A 21,198-nucleotide genomic window follows, 5' to 3' on the forward strand; every position below is an offset into this window, starting at 1 on the left:
ACCCCGAAACGCCACAAGACTTCCGGGATCCCCCCGGGGAACGGCCGGGAGGGACGAGTGGGGAGGGGCGGGCAGGCCGGAGAGGCGCAGCCTGCCTGTGGCCGGTGGGCATCTGGACACGGGCCCGGCAGGACCGTGAGCTCAGCCGGAACGGACGCGCGGGGCGGTCAGAGCATCCAGGGCCGGGGGGCTGGACACCCTTCCCGTGACGGTCGACAGCCACCACCGGCCGTGGCTGATCTAGCGGGCGACCTGGTCCCGCCGCTCCTGACGGGCCACGCGGTGCGCAAAGCCCGAACTGGGCGGTATAGACCATCAGTTAGGGCACGAGACCTATGCGATCATGAGCGTCGATTTCCGGCCGCTTGCCGGATTCTCATATTGATTGCAGAGGACCATGAAGCTCAACGTGTTCGCCCGTGTTCGGCAAGGACTGCTTGTTCTTGCTGCCTCCGTCGGTCTCGTGTTCGGTGTCTCGACGGCTCCGGCCCACGCCGCTGAGACGGTCTACTACGTCTCCATCGTCGAGATCCGCGCGAACCACTCCGGCATGTGCCTTGAGGTGGCTGACTGGAGCACCGCGAACGGTGCGGCCGTCCGTCAGTGGCCCTGTACGGGTGGCGCCAACCAGAAGTGGTACCGCGCCTACAAGTCGGGCACGCCTGTCGACGCGTACTTCTACGTGAACGTCAACAGCGGCAAGTGCATGGAGATCGGCGGCTGGAAGACCAACAACGGCGCACCCGCCAACCAGTGGGACTGCCACTACGGCCTCAACCAGCTCTTCTACGGCAGCGTCGGTCTCAACATGGACTTCTGGTACGCCCGCCAGAACATGTGCCTGGAGATAGCCGACTGGAGCACGCAGGCGGGTGCCCCCGCGCGACTGTGGACGTGCACCGGTGGCGCCAACCAGAGGTTCGACCTCAGGATCGTGTGATCCCCCGGGTGGGCGCCGGGCACCTGCCCGGTGCCCACCCGTGGTCAGATCGTGACGGGGCCGTGGGCGGTGGCGAACTCGACCGAGACCAGGCCCGGTTCCTCGTCCTCGGCCCAGGTGACGTCGATCTGGTCGAGGGGGTGGTCGGCCGGCTCTCCGAGGAATTCGGAGATGAAGGCGGCGTCGCCGGCGAGGGAGACCCCGTGGATGGTGGTGGCGGTGCGCGGGTCGGCGCTCGGGCGCTCCTCGTCGGGAACCAGCCACTGGAGGAAGAACGGTAGTTGCGGGTCCTCCATCAGGTCCAGCACGCCGATCTGCTTCCACCTCAGGTCGAACCCGTCGGGGCGGACGCGGTGGCCCTCGGCCGAGGTGCGGCCGAGGCGGGCCTCGACCGGGGCGATGTCGTCGACGGAGACCACCCAACCGAGCCAGCCGCCGCCCTCGGCGGCGCGGCGCGCGACCGCCTGGCCGAAGGGCGCGCGGTCGGCGGCGGGGTGGTCGAGCGTGGTGACGACCTCGACGTAGGTGCCGCCGCTCAGCGGAAGAATGAAATTGCGGGTGCCGAACCGCGGGTGCACGCCACCGTCGACGAACCCGGCGCCCAGGGACGACCCGATCCACTGGACGGTCGAGACGAAGCTGTCGCGGGCCACCGCATAGGACACGTGATCAAGTCGCACCGCGCCATCATCACCCGACAACCCGCACAAATCCCCACGCCACGCCCGCTAGGGCGTGTCCGCAATGTCAGTTGGGGAGCCATAGCCGTAGGCAGGCAAGGGTGACCAGGGCTTTGTAGTGGCGGGCTCGTTTGTCGTAGCGGGTGGCGAGGGCCTTGTTCTGCTTGAGCCGGTTGAAGCAGCGTTCGACGACGTTGCGGCGCCGGTAGACCGCACGGTCGAAACGGCACAGGCTCTCGCCGCGCCGCATACGCCCGCTGATCTGGTCGACGCGCTCGGGGATCGTGCAGGCGATGCCGCGTCGCCGCAGGTAGGAGCGGATCTTGCGGGACGAGTAGCCCTTGTCGCCGACCACCCGCTCCGGCCGGGTGCGGGGCCGGCCGGGCCCGCACCGTTTGATGCGGATGCGGGCCATGACCGGCTCGAACTGCGTGCAGTCGTTCACGTTCCCGCCGGTGATCGTGAACGCGAGAGGCCGGCCCTGCCCGTCGCAGGAGAGGTGGATTTTCGTGCTCAGTCCGCCGCGGGAGCGTCCGAGTGCTTCGCCGGTCCAGGGCCCCCTTTTCGGGCCCCGGCTGCGTGCTGGTGAGCTCGCACGATCGTCGAGTCGACGCAGACGATCGTCCAGTCGACCTCGCCGATCGCATCCGCGTGCTGCTGGACGTGGGCCAGGAGCCGGTCCCAGGTTCCGTCGGCTGACCAGCGGCGGAACCGTTCATAGACCGTCTTCCACGGCCCATACCGCTCCGGCAGATCCCGCCAGGCCGCACCCGTGGACAGCTTCCACAGGATCCCGTTGAGGACCTGACGCCGGTCTCGCACCGGACGACCCATCCGGGGCGGAGCCAGCAACGGCCCGATGACATCCCAGGCCTGATCAGTCAGTTCATGACGTCGCACCACGAACGGAGTAACGACCGATCGACATTGCGGACACGCCCTAGGTCTTCGGGTTCCAGTCCTGGGCCAGGAGGCCGAACAGGACCTCGTCCAGGAACTCGCCCATCACCCAGGCCGAGGAACGCAGCACTCCCTCACGGACGAAGCCGTTGCGCTCCGTGGCACGGATCATCGCGATGTTGTCCGCCAGCGTCTCGATCTGCAGCCGGTGCAGGCCGCGTACGACGAAGCCGTAGTGACACAGGACCGCGACCACGTCCGTGCTGTAGCCCTTGCCCCGGGCAGACGGCAACAGCCCGAGCCCGACGTGCGCGGACCGACTGTGGTTGTCGATCCCCCACAGCGTCGCGGTACCGAGCAGCGCACCGCTCTCCAGATCCACCACGGAGAACGGGACGTGCCCCTGTTCGCTGTCGTCGACCATGAACGACAGGCTCTTCGAGCCGGCCATCAGCGGTCGCCACGGTTGACCCGTGGCCCGGGACGCGGTGACCACGTCGTCGTGGAGTCCGGCATGAAGGATCGGAATGTCGTCCTCGTGCCGGGCCCTGAGCCCAACCGTCTTGCCTTTTAGCATGCAAGTGTCCTATCCGACCGCAGCCCCCGACGGCAACTGAATAGACCGGCTACAGAACCTCATCGTCCGCGTGCGCGCCGAACTCGGCGACGCGCACCTCCGCGATGTGCTCGTACCGGGCGATCCGGTCGGTCCACTCCGCGTCCACGCCGAACGCCACCTGCGCGAAGCCCACCTGCCGGACGGCCTCGGCCATGCCCGGATCGCCAGGGGCCAGCAGCCGCACCGGCGCGTCAAGCGCCACGGTGTGCGGCGGCACGAAGTACTCGTCCGGCAGAACGGTGCGCGCATGGACGAACGCACCGACGGCGACAACCGACCCGGCGCCCAACCGTGCGCGCTGCAGGACCGTTGCCGAGGTCGCCACATAGACGCACCGGCCGACCTCGCAGCCCAGCAGCGTGGCATGCGGCCCCACGAAGACGTGGTCACCGACAAGCACCGGCTGATCGCCGGCGACCGCAGACCCGCGCAACACCGCGTTCTCGCAGATCACCGCCGCCTCCCCGACCTCGATCCGAGACCCCTCGGCATCAAGCACCGCCCCGTACATCACCCGCGCCCTGGGCCCCACACGAACATCACCGACGAGCGTGGCCATCGGGGCGACGTAGGCGGTGGGATGAACCTGCGGTTCATGCCCGCGATGCCGGATACGGATTCCCTGCGCTTCAGTGGCCATGAGCGGATCCTCGCCCAACCGACCACGAGCATGCTGGCGGATTTCCGACGTCGCGCTACAACGCCACTAGATCAGCCACGGCCGGTGGGTAGCCGCTAAGCCGAGTGGGAGCACGTAACGATCTGTCGCGCCCCCCGACCCTGAGGCCGTCCTCATCCCCCTCTAGCTCCTAGTGGCTGCCGACCGTCACGGGAAGGGTGTCCAGCCCCCCGGCCCTGGATGCTCTGACCGCCCCGCGCCCCCGTCCCGGCTGAGCTCACGGTCCTGCCGGGGCGGTGCATGGATGCCCACCGGCCGGAGGGGGCTGCGCACAGCCAACCGGCCCGCTCCTCCCCACTCGTCCCTCCCGGCCGTTCCCCGGGGGGATCCCGGAAGTCTTGTGGCGTTTCGGGGTGGGCCGGTCGGTCAAGGGTGGCCGAAGGCCATCGCGAAGCGACGCGACCGCAGGGAGCGCCCTTGAGGGACCGGCCCGCACCGAAAGGACACTGGACTGCCGGGCTCCCCCCGGACCCTGTCAACGCCCCGCCCACCCCGCAGCACAAGCCCCCACCACCCCGCCCACCCAAAAACCCCTTCCCCTCCCCCCACCCGTCCGGAACCATGAACCGCATGGTGTCCACTGACCGGCTGCTGGCGTTCGCCGCCATGTCGTTGCTGCTGATCCTCATCCCCGGGCCGAGCGTGCTCTTCGTCATCGGGCGGGCGTTGTCCCAGGGGTGGCGGGCCGCGCTGATCACCGTGGCCGGGAACACGCTGGGGGCGTACGTGCTCGTCGTCGCCGTGGCCTTCGGGGTGGGGTCCGTCGTGGAGCGGTCCGTGCTCGTGTTCACGGCGCTCAAGCTCGCGGGGGCGGCCTACCTCGTCTACCTGGGGGTCAAGGCCTTCCGGCAGCGGCGTTCGCTCCGTGCGGAGTTCGGGGCGGGCGCAGCCGAGTACGGGAACTGGCGCTCGCTGTGGGAAGGGTTCGCCGTCGGGGTGGCCAATCCGAAGACGATCGTGTTCTTCGCAGCGGTCCTGCCGCAGTTCGTGGACCGGGACCAGGGGCACGTCACGGCCCAAATGCTGCTCCTCGGGCTCGTGTTCAACCTCATCGCCGTAGTCTGCGACAGCACCTGGGGCATGGTCGCCGCGACCGCTCGTAGCTGGTTCTCGCGCTCCCCGCAGCGGCTCTCCGCCGTCGGCGGAGCCGGCGGGCTCGCGATGATCGGCCTGGGTGTGACCGTCGCCGCGACCGGGCGCAAGGACTGATCCTCGGGTCGATCGCTGAGGCCGAGGACGCGGTCCAGGAGGCCTGGCTGCGGTTGAGCCGGACCGATGTCAGTGACGTGGAGAACCTGACTGACTGACTGACTGACTGACGACGGTCGTGGCCCGGCTCTGCCTGAACGGGCTGCGGGCCCGCGAGACGCGCCGGGAGGACTCCCTCGACGACCGGCTGGAGCGTGCTCCCCGCATGCCCGACCCCGTCCTCGCCCGGGAGGGTGGCGTGGTCGACCCCGAGCACGAAGTGCTGCCCCGATGTGGCGCTGCGGTCGGACGGCGGTACGGCGCGTGCCGGCCAGTCGGTGGTGCTCAGCGGGGCCCGGATCGTGGAGTCGCAGGCGGCCCTCTACAGCTCCCTCGCCCCGTTCGTCCGTCCGGTGCTCGTCAACGGGGCCGCCGGCGTGCTGTGCGTGGTCGAGGGCCGGCTGATGTCGGTGATGGCCTTCACCGTCACCGACGACGGCCGGATCGCCGCCATCGACGTGCTCACCGATCCCGACCGGGTGGACCTGGTCGAGCTCGGCCCCCTCCTCTTCGGCCCCCTCCTCTTCGACCCCCTCCTCTGACGCCCGGACCCCCCGCCCGTACCCTCTCCCCCATGATCGACTCACGCGCGCACATCCGGATCGCCCGGCCCTCCCTCGACCTCGCCGCCGCCGAGCGGTTCTACGTGGGAGGGCTCGGGCTCGACGTGCAGTGGCGGTCCACCGAGCGGGTCTCCGGGGAGCACGACCTGCTGATGGTCGGCCCCCTCGGGGGCGGCTGGCACTTCGAGCTGACCCATGACCCCGAGAACCCGGTGGCGCCCTCCCCCACCCCCGAGGACCTCTTCGTCGTCTACCTCGGCGAGGCCCCCGACGAGGCCCTGGTGGCCCGGCTCGTCGAGCACGGCGGGACCCGTACGCCCGCTCACAACCCCTACTGGGACACCTACGGGGTCACCGTCACCGACCCCGACGGCTACCAGCTCGTACTGTCCTCCCGCACCTGGGGCTGACGGGGGCCCAGTCTGTGCCCGGCCCGGTTCTCCCGACTCCCGGTCCCCCCGGCCGGTCGGGTGGGAGACTCGGCCGGACGCGACGATCTGAGGAGTTCCAGGCATGGCAACAGGCGCCCCCGACGCAGCGGTTCCGGAACCAGCCATACCCGGGCAGCGGGTCCTCGACCTCCTGGACAAGGCGATCGACCTCCAGACCCCGCTCGTGCGCAAGAACATCGCCCGGGCCCGCCAGCGGAACCCGGAGGCGACACCGGAACAGGTGATTCGCGGTCTGGAGCGGATGTACGTCACCGCCCTGGCCGGGACGGGTGCCGCGGTGGGAGGAACCGCGGCCGCGCCCGGAGTCGGCACGGGGATCGCACTGGCCCTGTCGGCGGGCGAGGCCCTCTCCTCCCTCGAGCTGAGCGCCCTCTTCGCGCTCTCGATCGCCGAGGTCCACGGGGTCCCCATCGACGAGGTCGAGCGCCGCCGGACGATCGTGATGGGGATCCTGCTCGGCGGGAGCGGCACCGCCACCATCTCCAAGGTCGCCGAGCGGACGGGTCAGCACTGGGGACGTCAGGTCGTCGCCAAGGTGCCCATCGAGACGTTGCGCCAGATCAACAAGGTCCTGGGGAAGAACTTCATCACGAAGTACGGGACCAAGCAGGGGATCATCGTGCTCGGTCGAGTGGCACCGTTCGGGATCGGCGCCGTGATCGGCGGTGGCGCCAACGCCGCCATCGGCACCTTGTCCGTCCGAGCCGGCCGTCGCGCGTTCGGCCCGCCCCCGACGTCCTGGCCCGGCGCCTGACCGGCCGTTCACTACCGCCAGAACTGCGCCAGGGCCGCGTCCTTGAACGGTGCCGGGCTCACGCTCAGTTCCCCGGCGAACGGCCGGTCGAGGGCCACCACCAGCAGCAGGCTGAAGCCGATCAGGCCCGCCACCGCCGAGACGAACAGCAGCTGCATCTTCAGGCTCCGCAGCCCGAAGAGGAAGGTGAGCGGGAGGATCACGAACGCGCCTCCGTACACCAGGACTTGGAGCAGTGGTGGCAGCGAGGTCTCGGCCATCGTCACCCGCGCCCGGCGCTGCGCGGCGACGTCGTTGAGGCGGCCGACGGCCTCCCCGTAGAAGGTTTCGCTCCGGGGGCCGGAGGGCTCGTAGGCCTGGAGTGCCGTGTACAGGGCGTGCGTCTGGTCGGCGGTGGCCTCGTAGCTGGGGCGGCCCTCGCGCATGAGGGGCCACTGGATCTCGACGACGGCGTGCACGTAGTCCCCCACCGCCCGGTCCACTCGGGCGCGTTCGGCGGGCGGGAAGACCTCTGCGCTGCGGACGACCAGGGCGAGGTCGGTGGCCTCGGTCGCGACGATGGTCTGGGTGTTCTCCAGTTGCGTCCACAGGGTGACGACGACGAAGGCGAGGATGATGCCGTAGATCGCGCCGAACATCCCCAGGGCCACCCCGACCATCTCGTTGTGGTCGCCGTCCGCGAGGTGCGGGAAGCGGCGGCGCGCGGCCAGGCTGCCGCCGATGGCGAGGGCGACGAAGCCGCCGACGAGGAGGACGCCGAGGAAGAATGTGCTGAGGTGATTGAGCAACCAGAGGATCATGTCCTGCCCAACGACCACCCCGTCGGGAGGGACCGCCCCGAAATCCGCGCGAGCGGGATCAGCGGGTGAGGGCGTACTCGACCCGGCGCGCCGGGCACCACCCGGCCTGGTACCTGAACCTGCGCGCCGACCCGACCGTCACCCTCCAGGTCGGCGCCGAGAGCTTCCCGGCGCTCGCCCGCCCCGCGACCCCGACGGAGGCGGAGGCGGAGCGGCTGTGGCCCGTGGTGGTGGCCTCGATGCTCGATGCCCGCCTGCGCGGCCTACCCGGACGCGGCCGCGCGGACGGGCGGCCGGGAGGTCCCGCTGGTCCTGGTCACCCGGCGGGACACCTCCCTCCGCGGCTGAACCTCAGCCACGCACCTTCGGCGCCTTCGGCAGCCCGGACGACAGCGCGGTCCCGGCTCCGCCGAGGGAGGCGTCGGTCGCCTTGGAGGCGGACCCGGCGGCCGAGGCGGTGATCTCCACCGCCGTCTTCGCGTCCTTCACGGCGCCGCCGGGGTGGTCGACGATCTCGCCGACGCGCTGGGTGATCGGGGGCCCCTGGATGGCGGGCTCGTCGGCGGCGTGCGCGAGGGCGGGGCTGAGGGCGAGGGCCGCCCCTCCGGACAGGACGAGGGCGGCGAGGCTGCGCTTGATGGCGTTCATGCCCGTCCCAACGACCCCGCGCGCCTACGGGTCACCGCCCGGCCCCGCCAACTCTCATCCAGATCAGCAAGGCCATCACGGCTGGCGGCCGGCGACCGGCAAGGTGGGTACCGCTCCTCCATCCCGCGGGCCGAGGCGGCGTACCAGGATGACGTGACACAGCAGGAGGAGGACACCCCGTGAGCCCGACACCCGACCGGAGCGCCAAGGCCGCCCGCCGGGACGACCTCGTCGAGGAGTTCGCCTTCTTGCCCGCCGAGCAGGCGGAGATCGACCGAGGGGCGGCGGAGATGATCGCCGTCGTCCGCGCGCACCGCCTCGCGGAGGTCCGCAAGCGGCAGCACATCACCCAGGTACAGGTCGCGGAAGCCATGGGGGTGACCCAGGCACGCGTTTCCCGGATCGAGAACGGCGAGCTGGAGCGCAGCGAGGTCGAGACCCTCGCCGCCTACGTGCGTGCCCTCGGCGACGATCAGTACACCCTCGGCTGACAACGCCCGCGGCCCCGGATCGGAGGATCGATCCGGGGCCGCGGGCGTGCATGACACAGCGGGGGGGGGGAGGGGCCGGGGGCCCCGGGGTCAGTCCTGGACCACCAGGGACGGGGTGGACTTCGTCAGGACCTCGCCGCGGAAGAAGGCGGGGCTGCGGCGTTCGGTGACGAACATGACGACCAGGCCGAGGGCCAGCAGGCCGACGCCGATGATGAAGACGCTGCCGACGCCGAAGACCGTGGAGCCGGAGCCGTACGACGGGTTCCACATGTCGATCAGGGTCTTGAAGAAGACCGTGGCGAGGAGGAGGCCGCCGAGGACCGGGAAGACGCCCTTGAAGAACAGGTCGCGGGTCGAGCGGCGCAGGTCGCCACGGAAGTACCAGGCGCAGGCGAAGGCCGTCAGCGAGTAGTAGAAGCAGATCATCAGGCCGAGCGCGAAGATCGTGTCGGTGAGGACGTTCTCGCTGAGCAGGGTCATCACCGTGTAGAAGACGCCGGTGGCGACGCCCGCCATGATCGTGGCGCGGCCAGGGGTCTTGAACTTCGGGTGGACCTTGGCGTAGGAGGGCGGCAGCGCCTCGTACGTGGACATGGCCAGGACCGTGCGGGCCACCGGGATGAAGGTGGTCTGCAGGGAGGCCGTCGCGGAGGCCAGGACGGCGATGAAGAGCAGGATGCCGAGCATCGGGCCCATCACCGGGCCGGCGAGGGCGGCGAAGACGTTGTCGGAGGTCTCCGGGTTGCCGAGGCCGAGGCCTTCGGTGCCGGAGCCGACGGCCATCTGGGCGGCGATGCCGGTGGCCAGGTACGAGCCGACCAGGACGACCATCGCGATGAGCGAGGCGCGGCCCGGGGTCTTCGCGGAGCCGGTGGTCTCCTCGTTGGTGGCCAGGCAGGCGTCCCAGCCCCAGTACATGAAGATCGAGAGCGAGAGTCCGGCGGTGAAGGCCGCCATGGACTCGACCGCGAAGGGGTTCATCCACTGCCAGGAGAAGTCCAGGCCGGTGTCGAAGGTGCCGGCGGAGGCCTTCTGGAAGGCCATCGCCACGAAGATGGCGAGGACGGCGAGCTGGAGGCCGACCAGCGCGTACTGGACGCCCTTGGTGGCCGTCATGCCGCGGTAGCTGATGGCGGTCGCGGCGGCGATGAGGGTGAGGCAGGTAGCGATGTGGACGAGCTTGTTGTCGTCCAGGGCGGAGATCGCCGGGTTGTTCGTGACCTCGCCCGCGAGGAGCCAGAAGTACGAGGTGGCGACGCCGGCCAGGTTGGAGAGCACGATGATCGTGGCGATCACCAGGCCCCAGCCGCACATCCAGCCGATCCGCGGGCCGAAGGCCTTCACGGTCCAGGTGAAGGAGGTGCCGCAGTCCGGCATGGCCTTGTTGAGCTCGCGGTACGCGAAGGCCACCAGCAGCATCGGGAGGAATCCGGCCAGGAAGACGGCCGGCATCTGCACGCCGACCTCACCGGCGGTGGAGCCGAGGGTGGAGGTCAGGCAGTAGACCGGGGCGACGGTGGAGATGCCGATGACGGCGCTTCCCACGAGGCCGACGGAGCCCTTGCCGAGGCCCTTGCCCCGTACGTCACCATCGGAGCCACCCCGGGGGGTGGCTCCGTCTACCGTGTCTCCGGCCTGGGGCCGGACGTCCAGCTGTGTCATACCTCAGGACGTTAGACGCTGCGTTTTCCACATCTGGAGGACTTAGGTCCGGATCCCCACATCCCGAAAGCCCTTGGAATCCCGAGACCGAGACTCTTCACGAGGATGTAATACAAGGTTCACAGGCCTGCCGATCATCGTTTCGGCAGGCCTGGACCTTTTATTTCGCGATGCGGAAACCGCAGCACTGTCCGTTTTGACCGGCTTCAAACTTTCCGGGTCAATCTTTGGTCAAGCCCAGACGTTCTTGGTCAAGCCCAGACGATCGACTGCATCTCGCTGTAGGCGTGCAGTGCGTACGAGCCCACGTCCCGCCCCACCCCGGACCGCTTGAAGCCGCCGAACGGCGCCTCCATGTTCCGCCCGATGGTGTTCACGCCGACCCCGCCCGCCCGCAGCCGCCGCGCCACGCGGAAGGCGCGCGCCGCGTCCGCGGACCACACGTAGCTGATCAGGCCGAAGTCGCTGTCGTTGGCCAGCGCCACCGCCTCGTCGTCGTCCCCGTCGAAGGGGACCACGACGACCACCGGCCCGAAGATCTCCTCCCGGACCACGCGCATGTCGTTGGTGCAGTCGACCAGCAGGGTCGGAGCCACGTAGAAGCCCTTGCCCGCAGCGGCGCCTTCACCCACCACCGGGCGCTCGCCGCCGAAGGCGATCCGGGCGCCCTCCTTCCGGCCCAGCTCGATGTACGACTCCACGCGGTCCCGGTGCGCCGCCGAGATGACCGGGCCCACCACGGTGCCGCGCACCGCCGGATCCCCGACCTTCATGAAGGCCAGGTACCCCTGCAGCTTCTCCACCAGCTGCTCGTACACCGACCGGTGGACGATCACCCGGGTCGGAGCCGTGCAGATCTGCCCGGAGTAGAAGGAGAAGGTGGTGCCGATCCCCATCACCGCCGCGTCCAGGTCGGCGTCCGCGAGCACGACCGCCGCGCCCTTGCCGCCCAGCTCCATCAGCTGCCGCTTCATGGTGCGGCCGCAGACCTCGGCGATGCGCTGCCCGACGCCCGTGGAGCCGGTGAAGGACACCATGTCCACGTCGGGTGAGTCCACGGCCGCCTCGCCGACCTCCACCGAGGTGCCGGAGACCACGTTGACCACGCCCGCCGGGACCCCGGCCTCGTGCAGGGCCTCGGCCATCCGGAACACCGACAGCGGGTCCTGCGGGGCCGGCTTGACGACCACCGTGTTGCCCATGGCCAGCGCCGGGGCCACCTTGCCCGCCGGGTTGGCCCACGGGTTGTTGTACGAGGTGATGCAGGTGACGACCCCGACCGGCTGGCGCACCTCCAGCGCGCCGAGGATGCTCGCCGCACCCATCGGGCCCGCCTCGGTGACCTGCGGCGGCAGCCCGCGCTCGACCGGTTCCAGCGCGCCCTTCGCGTACCGGCGGAAGCGGGCCACGCCCACCCCGACCTGCATGCCGCGCGCGATCCCGGTGGGGGCGCCCGTCTCGGCCTGGGCCAGCGCCGACCAGGGCTCGTACCCGCGCTGGATGATGTCCGCGGCCCGGTCCAGGATCGCCGCCCGCTCCTCCGGCTTCGTCCGGGACCAGCCCTCGAAGGCCGCGGCCGCGGCGCGCGCCGCGTCCTCGACCTGGCCGCGCGAGGCCTCGGGGGCCAGGCCGACGACGGATTCGTCGGCCGGGTTGACCACCTCGTAGTGCCCGCCGGCCGGCTCGACCCACTCGCCGCCGATGAAGAGTCTCTGGGCGTGGGGCTTCTGCGGGTTGTCCTGCGCGTTGCCCGTAGCGCTGCTCACCTGGTGCTCACCGTCCTCGTGTCCCGGCCCGAACGGAGCACGATCCCCGGGATCGCCCCCGTGACCTCGTCGTCGCGGATGGTCTCCACGCCGTTGACGCGTACGGACACCATGCCGATGGCCCGCGCGTCCAGCCGCGGGCTGTCCCCGGGCAGGTCGTGCACGAGCGTCGCGGGGCCGGCCTCGATCCGCTCCGGGTCGAAGAGCACCAGGTCCGCGTGGAAGCCCTCGGTGATCCGGCCGCGCTCGCGCAGCCCGAACAGCTGGGCCGGGTCGTCGGTGAGCATCCGTACCGCCTGCTCCAGCGGCACCAGCTTGCGCCCGCGCAGGCAGTCCCCGAGGAACCGGGTCGTGTACGGGGCTCCGCACATCCGGTCCAGGTGGGCGCCGGCGTCGGAGCCGCCGAGCATGACGTCCTCGTGCTGCCAGGTCTCGGCGCGCAGCGCCCAGCTCGCCGGGTCGTTGTCGGTGGGCATGGGCCAGAGCACCGTACGCAGGTCGTCGTTGGCGCAGATCTCCACCAGGCACTGGAAGGCGTCCTGGCCGCGCTCGGCGGCGATGTCGTTGACGACGCGGCCGGACAGGCCCTCGTTGGCCTCGCTGTAGGTGTCGCCGATGACGTAGCGGCCGAAGTTGGCCAGGCGCCGGAAGACCCCGGCCTCCTTGCTGGCCGCGCGGACCAGCATCTCGGCGCGCACGTCGGCGTCGCGCAGCTTCGCGATGCGCTCGGGGACGGGCAGGCCCAGGATCTCGCCCCAGCCGGGGATGAGGTTGAGGGCGCAGAAGGTGCCGAGCGACATGTTCATGGGCGTCAGGATCGGCATCGTCAGCGCGACGATGCGGCCGCCGGCCTTGCGGGCGCGCTCGCTGGGGATCAGCTGGCGCGGCACGCGCTCGGGGACGGAGGCGTCGATGGTGAGCACGTTCCAGTTCAGGGGCCGTCCGGCGGCCGCGCTCATCTCGACGAAGAGGTCGATCTCCTCGTCGGCGAACTGGTCGAGGCAGCCCGCGACGATCGCTTCGAGCTGGGTGCCCTCGTGCTCGGAGACCGCCCGGGAGAGCGCGAGGAGCTCCTCGGGCTTGGCGTGCCGGGAGGCGACGGGGGCGCCGGAGCCGTCGGAGTGGGTGGAGGACTGGGTGGTCGACAGGCCCCAGGCGCCGGCGTTCATGGCGTCGTGGAACAGGTCGAGCATCGCCTGCATCTGCTCTTCGGTGGGCTGGCCGCCGACGGCGTCCTCGCCCATGACGTGCCGGCGCAGCGCGCAGTGGCCGACCATGAAGCCGGCGTTGACCGCGATGCGGCCGTCGAGCGCGTCGAGGTACTCGCCGAAGGTGGACCAGGTCCAGTCGACGCCCTCTTCGAGGGCCTTGAGCGCCATGCCCTCGACCTTGCTCATCATGCGGCGGGTGTAGTCGGCGTCTTCCGGGCGGGCCGGGTTGAGGGGGGCCAGGGTGAATCCGCAGTTGCCGCCCGCGACGGTGGTCACTCCGTGGTTCATGGAGGGGGTCGCGTACGGGTCCCAGAAGAGCTGGGCGTCGTAGTGCGTGTGGGGGTCTATGAAGCCGGGGGTGAGTACGAGGCCTTGCGCGTCCTCGCTGGTCGTGGCGGGTTCGGTGACGGTGCCGGGCTCGGCGATGACGGCGATCCGGCCGTCGCGTATCCCGACGTCGGCGACGCGGGCGGGGGCGCCGGTGCCGTCCACGACGGTGGCGCCCTTGATCAAGTGGTCGAGCATGACGTCCTCTCTGCCGGTGTTCGCGTTACGCGCCGTCTCCTGGGGCTCCGCCCCAGACCCCGCTCCTCAAACGCCGGAGGGGCTGGATTCGGCCGGCGTGGCCCGCACGTGCGGGTCGCAGGTCCCTGCCGAATCCGGCCCCTCCGGGCAAGATCCAGCCCCGCCGGCGTTTGAGGCGCCGCCGGAGGCGCATGTGGCCGGGCCCACGAGCCAGGCGCGGGAGGAGGCCGGCCTCAGCCGGATCCAGCCCCTCCGGCGTTTGAGGAGCGGGGGTCCGGGGGCTGGTCCCCGGGAGCGGTGCCGCAGGGGGCCGACCCCGGGAGCGGGGCCGCGGGCGGACCGCCCAGGGCCCCGGTCGGGGGTCTTCGGCCGGCCGCGGCCTCCGTGCAACCCCCGGCCGGGGCCGGTACGGGGCGGCGGTCCGGGAAGACGCCGCCCCCGTTCCCCCGCGGGCTACGCGCCTTCGCGGAAGCGCGTGGTGCGGTGCACCGGGTCGGTGTCGATGTGCGGGATGACGTGCTCGCCGATGAGCTTGATGGTGGTCATCGTGTCCTCGGGCGAGACGCCGGTCGGCAGGCCGAAGGAGAGCTGGTCGGCGCCGGCCTCCTCCCAGCGCTTGCACTGGGCGCGCACCTCGGAGGGGTCGCCGCAGATGAGCAGCTCCTCCTCGATCAGCAGCTCGATGATCTCCGCGTTGTACTCGGGGAGGATCTCGGGCCACTCGGGGATCATCTCGGGGCGCGGGAAGGTGTCGTGGTAGCGGAAGACCAGCGACTGGAAGCGGTTCATGTTGGCGTTGACGGCGATCTCGACGGCCTTGTCGTGGGTCTCGGCGCAGATCGCGGTCGAGGTGACCATGACGTTGTCGTTGACGAAGGCGCCGATGGCCTTCGCCTCCTGGATCGCGGTCTTGTACTGCTCCAGCACCCAGGCCATGTCGGAGACCTTCTGGACGCTGAAGCCGAGGACTCCGAGGCCCTTCTTGGCGGCCATTGCGTACGAGGAGGGGGAGCCGGCGGCGTACCACATGGCCGGGTGGGCCTTGCCGTACGGCTTGGGGAAGATCTTCCGGGGCGGGAGGGACCAGTGCTTGCCCTGGAACCCCTCGTACTCCTCCTGGAGGAACATCTTGGGGAACTCGGCGATGGTCTCTTCCCAGATCTCCTTGGTGCCGTTCATGTCCTCGATGCCGGGAAGGAAACCGAGGATCTCGTGGCTGCCGGCGCCGCGGCCGGTGCCGAACTCGAAGCGCCCCTTGGAGAGGTGGTCGAGCATGGCGACCTTCTCGGCCACCTTGACCGGGTGGTTGACCGGGGCGAGCGGGTTGAAGATGCCGGAGCCGAGGTGGATGCGCTCGGTGGCGTGAGCGAGGTACCCGAGGAACACCTCGTTCGCCGAAAGGTGCGAGTACTCCTCCAGGAAGTGGTGCTCGGAGGCCCAGGCGTACTTGAACCCGGACTTGTCCGCCTGGATGACGTACTCGGTCTCCTCGATCAGCGCCTTGTGCTCTGCCTCGGGGTCGACCTTGGACCGTGCCTCAGGCACGTATCCCTGCACAAAGAGCCCGAATTCCAAGGGGATTCACCGTCCTTCTGTTTCTGACGTTGCGTCAGATTTGATGTCACGACTGTTCCATCGCGGGGGCGGGAGCGTCAATACCTGACGCTCCATCAGATACGGTCGGAGGGTCGCGGGAGGACCGCTAGGCGATGCTGACGCCCGCCATCCAGCCGCCGTCGATCACGAACGGCTGGCCGGTGATGTACGAGGAGTCCTCGCTGGTCAGGAACAGCGCCAGCTTGGCTATCTCCTCCGGCTGACCCACCCGGCCCATCGGCACCACGCGCTTGTAGAGGTCCGCCATGGCGTCCCGGGCCTCCTGCGGCAGGTCCGCCGGATTCGTGTTCCCGGGCGTGGCCATCGCGGTGTCCACGGCCCCCGGGCACATCGCGTTGACCCGGATGTTCTTCGCGGCCAGTTCCAGCGCGGCCACCCGGGTCAGGCCGAGGATCGCCGCCTTGGTCGCCGCGTACGTGCCCACGTACGCCATGCCCGTCAGGCCCGTGTACGAGGAGGTGTTCACGATCGTGCCGCCGCCGGCCGCCTCGATCTCCGGGGCCACCGACTTGATGCCGAGGAAGGCACCGACCTGGTTGACCTGGACCACCTGCTGGAACTCCTCCAGCGGGGTCGCGGTCAGTTCGTTGAAGCGCAGGATGCCCGCGTTGTTGACCAGGCCGTTGATCTCGCCGAAGGCCTCCTTGGCCACCGCGATGGCGGCCGCCCAGTCCTCCTCCCGGCTCACGTCCATCCGTACGTACCGGGCCCGGTCCTCGCCGATCTCCTTGGCGACCGCCGCGCCCTGCTCGTCCAGCACGTCGCCCAGGAGCACCTTGGCGCCCTCCGCGGCGAAGAGCCGGGCCTCCTGCTCGCCCTGGCCGCGCGCGGCGCCCGTGATGATGACGACGCGTCCGTCCAGCTTGCCTGGCTTGCCCATGCGTTGACCCCTAGCTCGCTAGTCGTTGAGGAGCGGGCCCACTTCGGACCCGAAAGCCGTGATCTGGTCGATGAGTTCGGCCCGGTCGCGGTTGCGGAAGCGGACCTGGATCTGGTCGATGCCGATCGCCTTGTACGCGCGCAGCGACTCGGCGAGCGCCTCCGCCTTGCCGGTGAGGGTCCGGCGGCCGGTTTCCCAGCCGGGCTCGCCGACGTACAGCGGGGCGGTGATCGCGCCGAACTCCACGGGTCCCGTGACCCCGGCCTCGGCGCGCAGCTCCTTGATCCGGGCGATCTGCGCCGGGAGCTTGTCGAGGGGGTCGCCCTGCGGGAGCCAGCCGTCGCCGCGCACGGCGGCCCGGCGGACGGCGGCGGGCGAGGAGCCGCCCACCCAGACCGGGATCCGGGACTGGACGGGCCGGGGCAGCTGCCCGAGGTCCTTGAAGGAGAACAGCTCGCCCTCGAACTCCGGGTACTCCTCGGGGCCCAGCGCGGCGCGCAGGGCGTCGAGGGTCTCGTCGAGGACGGCGCCGCGGCGCGCGAAGTCCACGCCGAGCACCTCGAACTCCTCCTTCACGTGCCCGGCGCCGACGCCGAGGATCAGCCGGCCGCCGGAGAGGTGGTCGACGGTGGCGTACTGCTTGGCGCTGAGCAGCGGGTGGCGCAGGCCAAGGATGGCGACGTGGCTGAGCAGCCGTACGTTCTCGGTGATCCCGGCCAGGAAGGAGAGGGTGGCGATCGGGTCGTACCAGATGGTGCTCATGGGGCCGGCCATGTGCCGCGGGATGGCCACGTGGTCGCAGGTGGCGACGTAGCCGAAGCCCGCCCGGTCGGCCGCCCTCGCTATCGCGGCGAGGTCCGCCGCGCCCGCCGTGGCCTCCCAGGGCTCGGCGTAGATGGTGCTCTGCGACTGGATCGGGAGCTGCATCCCGTAGACCAGCCGACCTTCCGGAAACACGCGCGCCATGGGCCGTACCCGCCTCGTCCTCGACTGCCGATTCGTCATACCCGTGCGGGGGCCATCGTCGTAGCTGACGGGTCGTCAGGCAAGGGGTCGGCGGGATACGCGTCCGCGTCCTGGATGTGAGCCCGTGACCTCGTGAGGGGTGTGCCGCGAGCGACCGGCCGCTAGGGTGCCGCCCGTGGATCTCTTTCTGACACTGGTCAGCGGGCTGGCGTGGACCCTCGTGTACGCCGAGGCGATCCGGGTGGGGCTGCGCGACCGGACGTACGCGATGCCCGTCGCCGCGCTCGCGCTGAACTTCGCGTGGGAATCGACCTATGCCGTACGGGAGTTCAGCGTCGGGGTCTCCGCGCAGGGCATCGTCAACGTGGTGTGGGCCCTCGCCGACATCGTCATCGTGTACACGTATCTGCGCTACGGGCGGGCCGAGTTGCCCGGCTTCGTGACCCGGCCGCTGTTCGCCGTCTGGACCGCGCTCCTCTTCGCGAGCGCCTTCGCCGTGCAGTGGCTCTTCCTCGCCCACTTCGGCCACCACGACGCGAGCCGCTACTCCGCGTTCCTGCAGAACCTGCTGATGTCCGGCCTGTTCATCGCCTTCTACGCGAGCCGGCGCGGCCCGACCGGACAGTCCCTGGTCATCGCGGTCGCCAAATGGCTCGGCACGCTCGCGCCGACCGTCCTCTTCGGTGTCATCGAGGACGCCCCATTCATCCTCGGGCTGGGGCTGCTCTGCTGCGTCTTCGACCTCGCGTACATCGCACTGCTCGCCCGGAACCCGGCCGCGCGCGAGCCCGTCAGAAGCCCTTCGGCCCCATCACGATGACCGGCTTGGCCGCCGGGTCGAGGGTCTCCAGGACCTTCTGCATGGCGGCCTTCGGGATGCCCACGCAGCCCTGAGAGGGGCCGTCGTGGTCCACGTGGAGCCAGATGTTGCCGCCCTTCTGTTCGCCCTCGGGCTTCGTCGGGTCGAGCGGGCTCACGCCCGTCCTGCGGTTGAAGTCGATGGCGACGACGTAGTCGAAGGAGCCGCTCAGCGACTCCCCGTTGACCCCGAGGCCGCTCGCCACGAAGCCGCTGTCCTGGTCGTACGGGAACTTCGTGCCCGGCGGCTTCGCCAGTAGCCCGCCCGCGTCGGTCAGCGCGAACACGCCCTCGGGGGAGGTCAGGTCCCCGTACGTACGCTCCGTCGACCAGCCCTTGGCTCCGTTGCGCGCGGGCCAGCTCTGGCTCTTCAGCCAGTCGGTGCCGGCCGCGGGGCGGCTGTACAGGGTCGCGGTGGACTCCGAGGAGTCCTTCGCCTTCCCGGTGACCAGGATCAGCTGGCGGGCGTCCGCGGGGATCTTCGCCCGGGTCCGCTCGCTGACCTCGGGCAGCCCCTGGAAGGGATCGCGCTCGGCGGCCCGCGCGGCCCGCTGCTCGGCGGGCGGGCGGGCGTCCGCTGCCGCCGGGGCGGCGGCGTTGGCCGGCGGGTCGTGCGCCAGGTACACCCAGGCCGCGCCGAAGCCGAGCAGTCCCAGGGCGGCCGCGAAGGCCAGTGGGCGCGAACCGCGCGGGCCCCGGGGGGCGCGGTCGCCGCGGTCGGCGCGCCGCTTACCGCCGGCCCGGGTGCGCCGGGTCGGGCCGGTCTGGCCGGTCGGGCCGCTCTGGCTGGTCGCACCGGGTGTGCGGGACGGACGGGTCGCGCGGGAGCCGGCTCGGGCGTGCTTGCTCATTGACCCGACCGTACACAGCCGATCTTCATTTTTGTTGACCGGTCAAGCGCCCGGCGTTTCCCCGGCGGATCGCGCGGCCGGTGACCCGGCCGGGAACCAGACCCGGACCGTCAACCCGCCGCCCGGCGCCGGGTTGGCCCGCGCCGTCAGTTCCGCGCCGTGCGCCCGCGCGATCGACGCGACGATCGAGAGCCCCAACCCGGCGCCCTCGCCCGCCGTATGCTGCCGCTCCGCCCTCCGCCGGAAGGGCTCCAGCAGCCGCGGCACGTCCTGCGGCTCGAGCACCGGACCGGTGTTGGAGACCGTCAGCACCCCCTCCGGGGACACCGTCACCTCCAGGCGGCCGCCCGCGCGGTTGTGACGTACGGCATTGGCCAGCAGGTTCCGTACGAGGTGCCCGAGGAGGGTCCGGTCGCCCGTGACGGTCAGCGGCGCGAGGTCCCGTACGAGGACCAGGTCCTGAGGGGCCGTCGCCTCGACGGCCGCCAGCTCCGTCTCCGCGAGTCCGGCCAGGTCCACCGGCTCCGTCGCCTCCAGCCCCTCCTCCGAGACGGCGAGCAGGAGCAGCGACTCCACGAGGTGCTGGCTGGAATCCGCGACCTCGATGAGCTTCGAGCGGATCCGGGCCACCTTCTGCGGCGGCGGGTCCCCCGCCAGGCCGATCTCGGCGGCCGCCCGCTGGACGGCGAGCGGGGTGCGCAGCTCGTGGGCGGCGTTCGCGGCGAACCTGCGCTGCGCCCCGACCAGGTCCTCCATCCGGTCGAGCATCCCGTCGAAGGTGTCCGCGAGCCGCTTGAGTTCGCCGGGCGGGGCCTGGAGGCCGATCCGCTCGTGGAGGTTGGCGCCGGACAGCCGCCGGGCCGTCTCGGTGATCACGCTGACGGGGCGCAGGACGCGGCCGGCCATCCACCAGGCCAGCCAGATGGACAGGACGGCGAAGACGGCGAGGGCGACGAGGGAGACGACCAGCAGCTCGTGGAGGGTGGCCTGCTCGACGGCGGTGGAGAGGTTGCGGGTGGCCTGCCACTGGGCGAGCAGCTCCGGCGAGGGGGTGGCGCCGGGGTCGAGCTTCTCGGCGGGGACGGGGAACTTCTGGCCCTCCACCGCGGGCGGCGGGGTGCCCTGATAGGCCGGCACGGTGGTCGTGACGGCTCCGCTGATGCGGCTGTAGAGGCCGTTGCGGAGCAGGATGTTGATCAGTGCGATCAGTCCGCCGCCCGCGAGGAGCAGCAGGGACCCGTAGAGGGCGGTGAGACGGGCGCGCTCGGATCGGAGCACTGCTCTCACCGTGGATCACCGATCCGGCCGTCGTCACCGCTCGGGTGGTCGTCACCGATCCGGTGGTCGTCACCGATCCGGTATCCGGCGCCCGGCACCGTCTCGATCAGCGGCGGCGCCCCCAGCTTGGCGCGCAGCTTGCTCAGGGTCACCCGTACGGCATTGGTGCTGTACGAGGTGTCCTCCTCCCACACCTGCTCGATCAGGTCGTCGTTGCCGAGGACGGCGCCCTCGGCGCGCAGCAGCGCCTCCAGCACGGCGAACTCCTTGCGGGACAGCGTCAGCCTGCGCCCCTCCCGGGTGGCGGAGCGGCGCGCGACGTCCACTGCCACGCCGGCCCGTTCCAGCACCGGCGGCAGGGCCGGCTGGACGCGCCGCCCCAGGGCCAGGACGCGGGCGAGGAGCTCGTCGTAGGCGAAGGGCTTGGTGAGGTAGTCGTCGGCGCCGAGGCCCAGGCCCTCCACCCGGTCCCGTACGGTTCCTGAGGCCGTCAGCATCAGGACGCGGGTCGGCAGCCGGTCGCGCACCACCTGGCGGCAGACCTCGTCGCCGTGCAGGCCCGGCAGGTCCCGGTCGAGGATCAGGACGTCGTACGCGCCCAGGCGCAGGCGGTTCAGGGCCTCCAGGCCGTCACTCGCCTCGTCCACGGCCAGCGCGTCGCCGCGCAGCCCCTCGGCGATCATCTCCCGCAGGAACTCCTCGTCCTCCACCACCAGAACTCGCATGGCGTCCTCTTTACCGGAGAGGAGCATTTCGCCGTTGTAAGCACGAGCCGTTAGAGAAGCGAAACCCGCTGTTCGCGCAGGC

Annotated in this window: 21 protein-coding genes and 2 pseudogenes; 8 read left to right on the forward strand and 15 right to left on the reverse strand. The window is 70.8% G+C overall.

The window, feature by feature from the left end:
• Nucleotides 1-397 precede the first annotated feature (397 nt).
• Complete coding sequence (locus tag OG435_RS20090) at nucleotides 398-940, forward strand: RICIN domain-containing protein (protein WP_266878441.1); 543 nt, start codon at nucleotides 398-400, stop codon at nucleotides 938-940.
• A gap of 44 nt (nucleotides 941-984) precedes the next feature.
• Here the strand turns inward: OG435_RS20090 and OG435_RS20095 are convergent, their stop codons facing one another.
• From OG435_RS20095 to OG435_RS20110, 4 genes and pseudogenes are all read right to left on the reverse strand, one after another.
• Nucleotides 985-1,620: a VOC family protein gene (locus tag OG435_RS20095; RefSeq protein WP_266878443.1), complete on the reverse strand. Its 636-nt coding sequence runs from the start codon at nucleotides 1,618-1,620 to the stop codon at nucleotides 985-987.
• A gap of 67 nt (nucleotides 1,621-1,687) precedes the next feature.
• Nucleotides 1,688-2,520 (reverse strand): annotated as a pseudogene (locus tag OG435_RS20100) (IS5 family transposase).
• Nucleotides 2,521-2,560: 40 nt separating this feature from the next.
• Complete coding sequence (locus OG435_RS20105; protein WP_266878444.1) at nucleotides 2,561-3,097, reverse strand: GNAT family N-acetyltransferase; 537 nt, start codon at nucleotides 3,095-3,097, stop codon at nucleotides 2,561-2,563.
• Nucleotides 3,098-3,146: 49 nt separating this feature from the next.
• Entirely contained in the window at nucleotides 3,147-3,779 is a 633-nt protein-coding gene (locus tag OG435_RS20110) for a gamma carbonic anhydrase family protein (RefSeq protein ID WP_266878445.1), read from the reverse strand.
• A gap of 609 nt (nucleotides 3,780-4,388) precedes the next feature.
• On the opposite strand from OG435_RS20110, the gene OG435_RS20115 reads away from it, so the two are divergent.
• From OG435_RS20115 to OG435_RS20130, 4 genes are all read left to right on the forward strand, one after another.
• Complete coding sequence (locus tag OG435_RS20115; protein ID WP_266878446.1) at nucleotides 4,389-5,027, forward strand: LysE family translocator; 639 nt, start codon at nucleotides 4,389-4,391, stop codon at nucleotides 5,025-5,027.
• Between the two features lie 233 nt (nucleotides 5,028-5,260).
• Nucleotides 5,261-5,608, forward strand: a complete 348-nt coding sequence (locus tag OG435_RS20120) for a hypothetical protein (protein ID WP_266878447.1) — start codon at nucleotides 5,261-5,263, stop codon at nucleotides 5,606-5,608.
• Nucleotides 5,609-5,640: 32 nt separating this feature from the next.
• The gene (locus tag OG435_RS20125; protein ID WP_266878448.1) at nucleotides 5,641-6,039 is read left to right on the forward strand and encodes a VOC family protein; all 399 of its coding nucleotides are present in this window, start codon (nucleotides 5,641-5,643) and stop codon (nucleotides 6,037-6,039) included.
• A 103-nt stretch (nucleotides 6,040-6,142) separates the two neighbouring features.
• Nucleotides 6,143-6,835 (forward strand): hypothetical protein, encoded by a 693-nt coding sequence (locus tag OG435_RS20130; RefSeq protein ID WP_266878450.1) that lies wholly within the window; start codon nucleotides 6,143-6,145, stop codon nucleotides 6,833-6,835.
• 11 nt (nucleotides 6,836-6,846) lie between these two features.
• On the opposite strand, the gene OG435_RS20135 is transcribed toward OG435_RS20130, so the two are convergent.
• Nucleotides 6,847-7,635: a DUF4239 domain-containing protein gene (locus tag OG435_RS20135; RefSeq protein WP_266878452.1), complete on the reverse strand. Its 789-nt coding sequence runs from the start codon at nucleotides 7,633-7,635 to the stop codon at nucleotides 6,847-6,849.
• A 65-nt stretch (nucleotides 7,636-7,700) separates the two neighbouring features.
• On the opposite strand from OG435_RS20135, the pseudogene OG435_RS50360 reads away from it, so the two are divergent.
• A pseudogene (locus OG435_RS50360) lies at nucleotides 7,701-7,865 on the forward strand (nitroreductase/quinone reductase family protein); the annotation flags it as partial.
• Between the two features lie 121 nt (nucleotides 7,866-7,986).
• On the opposite strand, the gene OG435_RS20140 reads toward OG435_RS50360, so the two are convergent.
• Nucleotides 7,987-8,283 (reverse strand): hypothetical protein, encoded by a 297-nt coding sequence (locus tag OG435_RS20140; RefSeq protein ID WP_266878454.1) that lies wholly within the window; start codon nucleotides 8,281-8,283, stop codon nucleotides 7,987-7,989.
• A gap of 179 nt (nucleotides 8,284-8,462) precedes the next feature.
• Here OG435_RS20140 and OG435_RS20145 point away from each other — a divergent pair, with 179 nt between their 5' ends.
• Nucleotides 8,463-8,774, forward strand: a complete 312-nt coding sequence (locus OG435_RS20145; RefSeq protein ID WP_266878456.1) for a helix-turn-helix domain-containing protein — start codon at nucleotides 8,463-8,465, stop codon at nucleotides 8,772-8,774.
• A 90-nt stretch (nucleotides 8,775-8,864) separates the two neighbouring features.
• Here OG435_RS20145 and OG435_RS20150 read toward each other — a convergent pair whose 3' ends face one another.
• The 6 genes from OG435_RS20150 to OG435_RS20175 form a co-directional block, all read right to left on the reverse strand.
• Entirely contained in the window at nucleotides 8,865-10,439 is a 1,575-nt protein-coding gene (locus OG435_RS20150; RefSeq protein ID WP_266878458.1) for an APC family permease, read from the reverse strand.
• A gap of 251 nt (nucleotides 10,440-10,690) precedes the next feature.
• A complete protein-coding gene (locus OG435_RS20155; RefSeq protein WP_266878460.1) occupies nucleotides 10,691-12,205 on the reverse strand; it encodes an aldehyde dehydrogenase family protein in 1,515 nt (504 codons plus the stop codon).
• Nucleotides 12,202-13,941, reverse strand: a complete 1,740-nt coding sequence (locus tag OG435_RS20160) for an N-acyl-D-amino-acid deacylase family protein (RefSeq protein WP_323187853.1) — start codon at nucleotides 13,939-13,941, stop codon at nucleotides 12,202-12,204. Before OG435_RS20160 ends, OG435_RS20155 begins: the two co-directional genes overlap by 4 nt.
• 453 nt (nucleotides 13,942-14,394) lie before the next feature.
• Nucleotides 14,395-15,516, reverse strand: coding sequence for an LLM class flavin-dependent oxidoreductase (locus OG435_RS20165; protein WP_266878462.1), 1,122 nt, complete (start codon nucleotides 15,514-15,516; stop codon nucleotides 14,395-14,397).
• Between the two features lie 127 nt (nucleotides 15,517-15,643).
• Entirely contained in the window at nucleotides 15,644-16,438 is a 795-nt protein-coding gene (locus OG435_RS20170; protein ID WP_266878464.1) for an SDR family NAD(P)-dependent oxidoreductase, read from the reverse strand.
• 18 nt (nucleotides 16,439-16,456) lie between these two features.
• Complete coding sequence (locus tag OG435_RS20175; protein WP_266878466.1) at nucleotides 16,457-17,404, reverse strand: LLM class F420-dependent oxidoreductase; 948 nt, start codon at nucleotides 17,402-17,404, stop codon at nucleotides 16,457-16,459.
• A 175-nt stretch (nucleotides 17,405-17,579) separates the two neighbouring features.
• Between OG435_RS20175 and OG435_RS20180 the strand changes: the two genes are divergently transcribed.
• Complete coding sequence (locus OG435_RS20180; protein WP_266878468.1) at nucleotides 17,580-18,224, forward strand: hypothetical protein; 645 nt, start codon at nucleotides 17,580-17,582, stop codon at nucleotides 18,222-18,224.
• Here OG435_RS20180 and OG435_RS20185 read toward each other — a convergent pair.
• Genes OG435_RS20185 through OG435_RS20195 form a run of 3 tightly spaced genes read right to left on the reverse strand, consistent with a single transcriptional unit; the run spans nucleotide 18,196 to nucleotide 21,116 of the window.
• Nucleotides 18,196-19,113 carry a hypothetical protein gene (locus tag OG435_RS20185; protein WP_266878470.1) on the reverse strand — a complete coding sequence of 306 codons (918 nt, stop codon included), beginning with the start codon at nucleotides 19,111-19,113 and terminating at the stop codon, nucleotides 18,196-18,198. The two genes, OG435_RS20180 and OG435_RS20185, sit on opposite strands and share 29 nt — an antisense overlap.
• A 42-nt stretch (nucleotides 19,114-19,155) precedes the next feature.
• Entirely contained in the window at nucleotides 19,156-20,391 is a 1,236-nt protein-coding gene (locus tag OG435_RS20190; protein WP_266878472.1) for a sensor histidine kinase, read from the reverse strand.
• Nucleotides 20,392-20,396: 5 nt separating this feature from the next.
• Complete coding sequence (locus OG435_RS20195; protein ID WP_266878473.1) at nucleotides 20,397-21,116, reverse strand: response regulator transcription factor; 720 nt, start codon at nucleotides 21,114-21,116, stop codon at nucleotides 20,397-20,399.
• Nucleotides 21,117-21,198 lie beyond the last annotated feature (82 nt).

The sequence above is a fragment of the Streptomyces sp. NBC_01264 genome (genome assembly GCF_026340675.1).
In the GTDB taxonomy this organism is placed as follows: Bacteria; Actinomycetota; Actinomycetes; order Streptomycetales; family Streptomycetaceae; genus Streptomyces.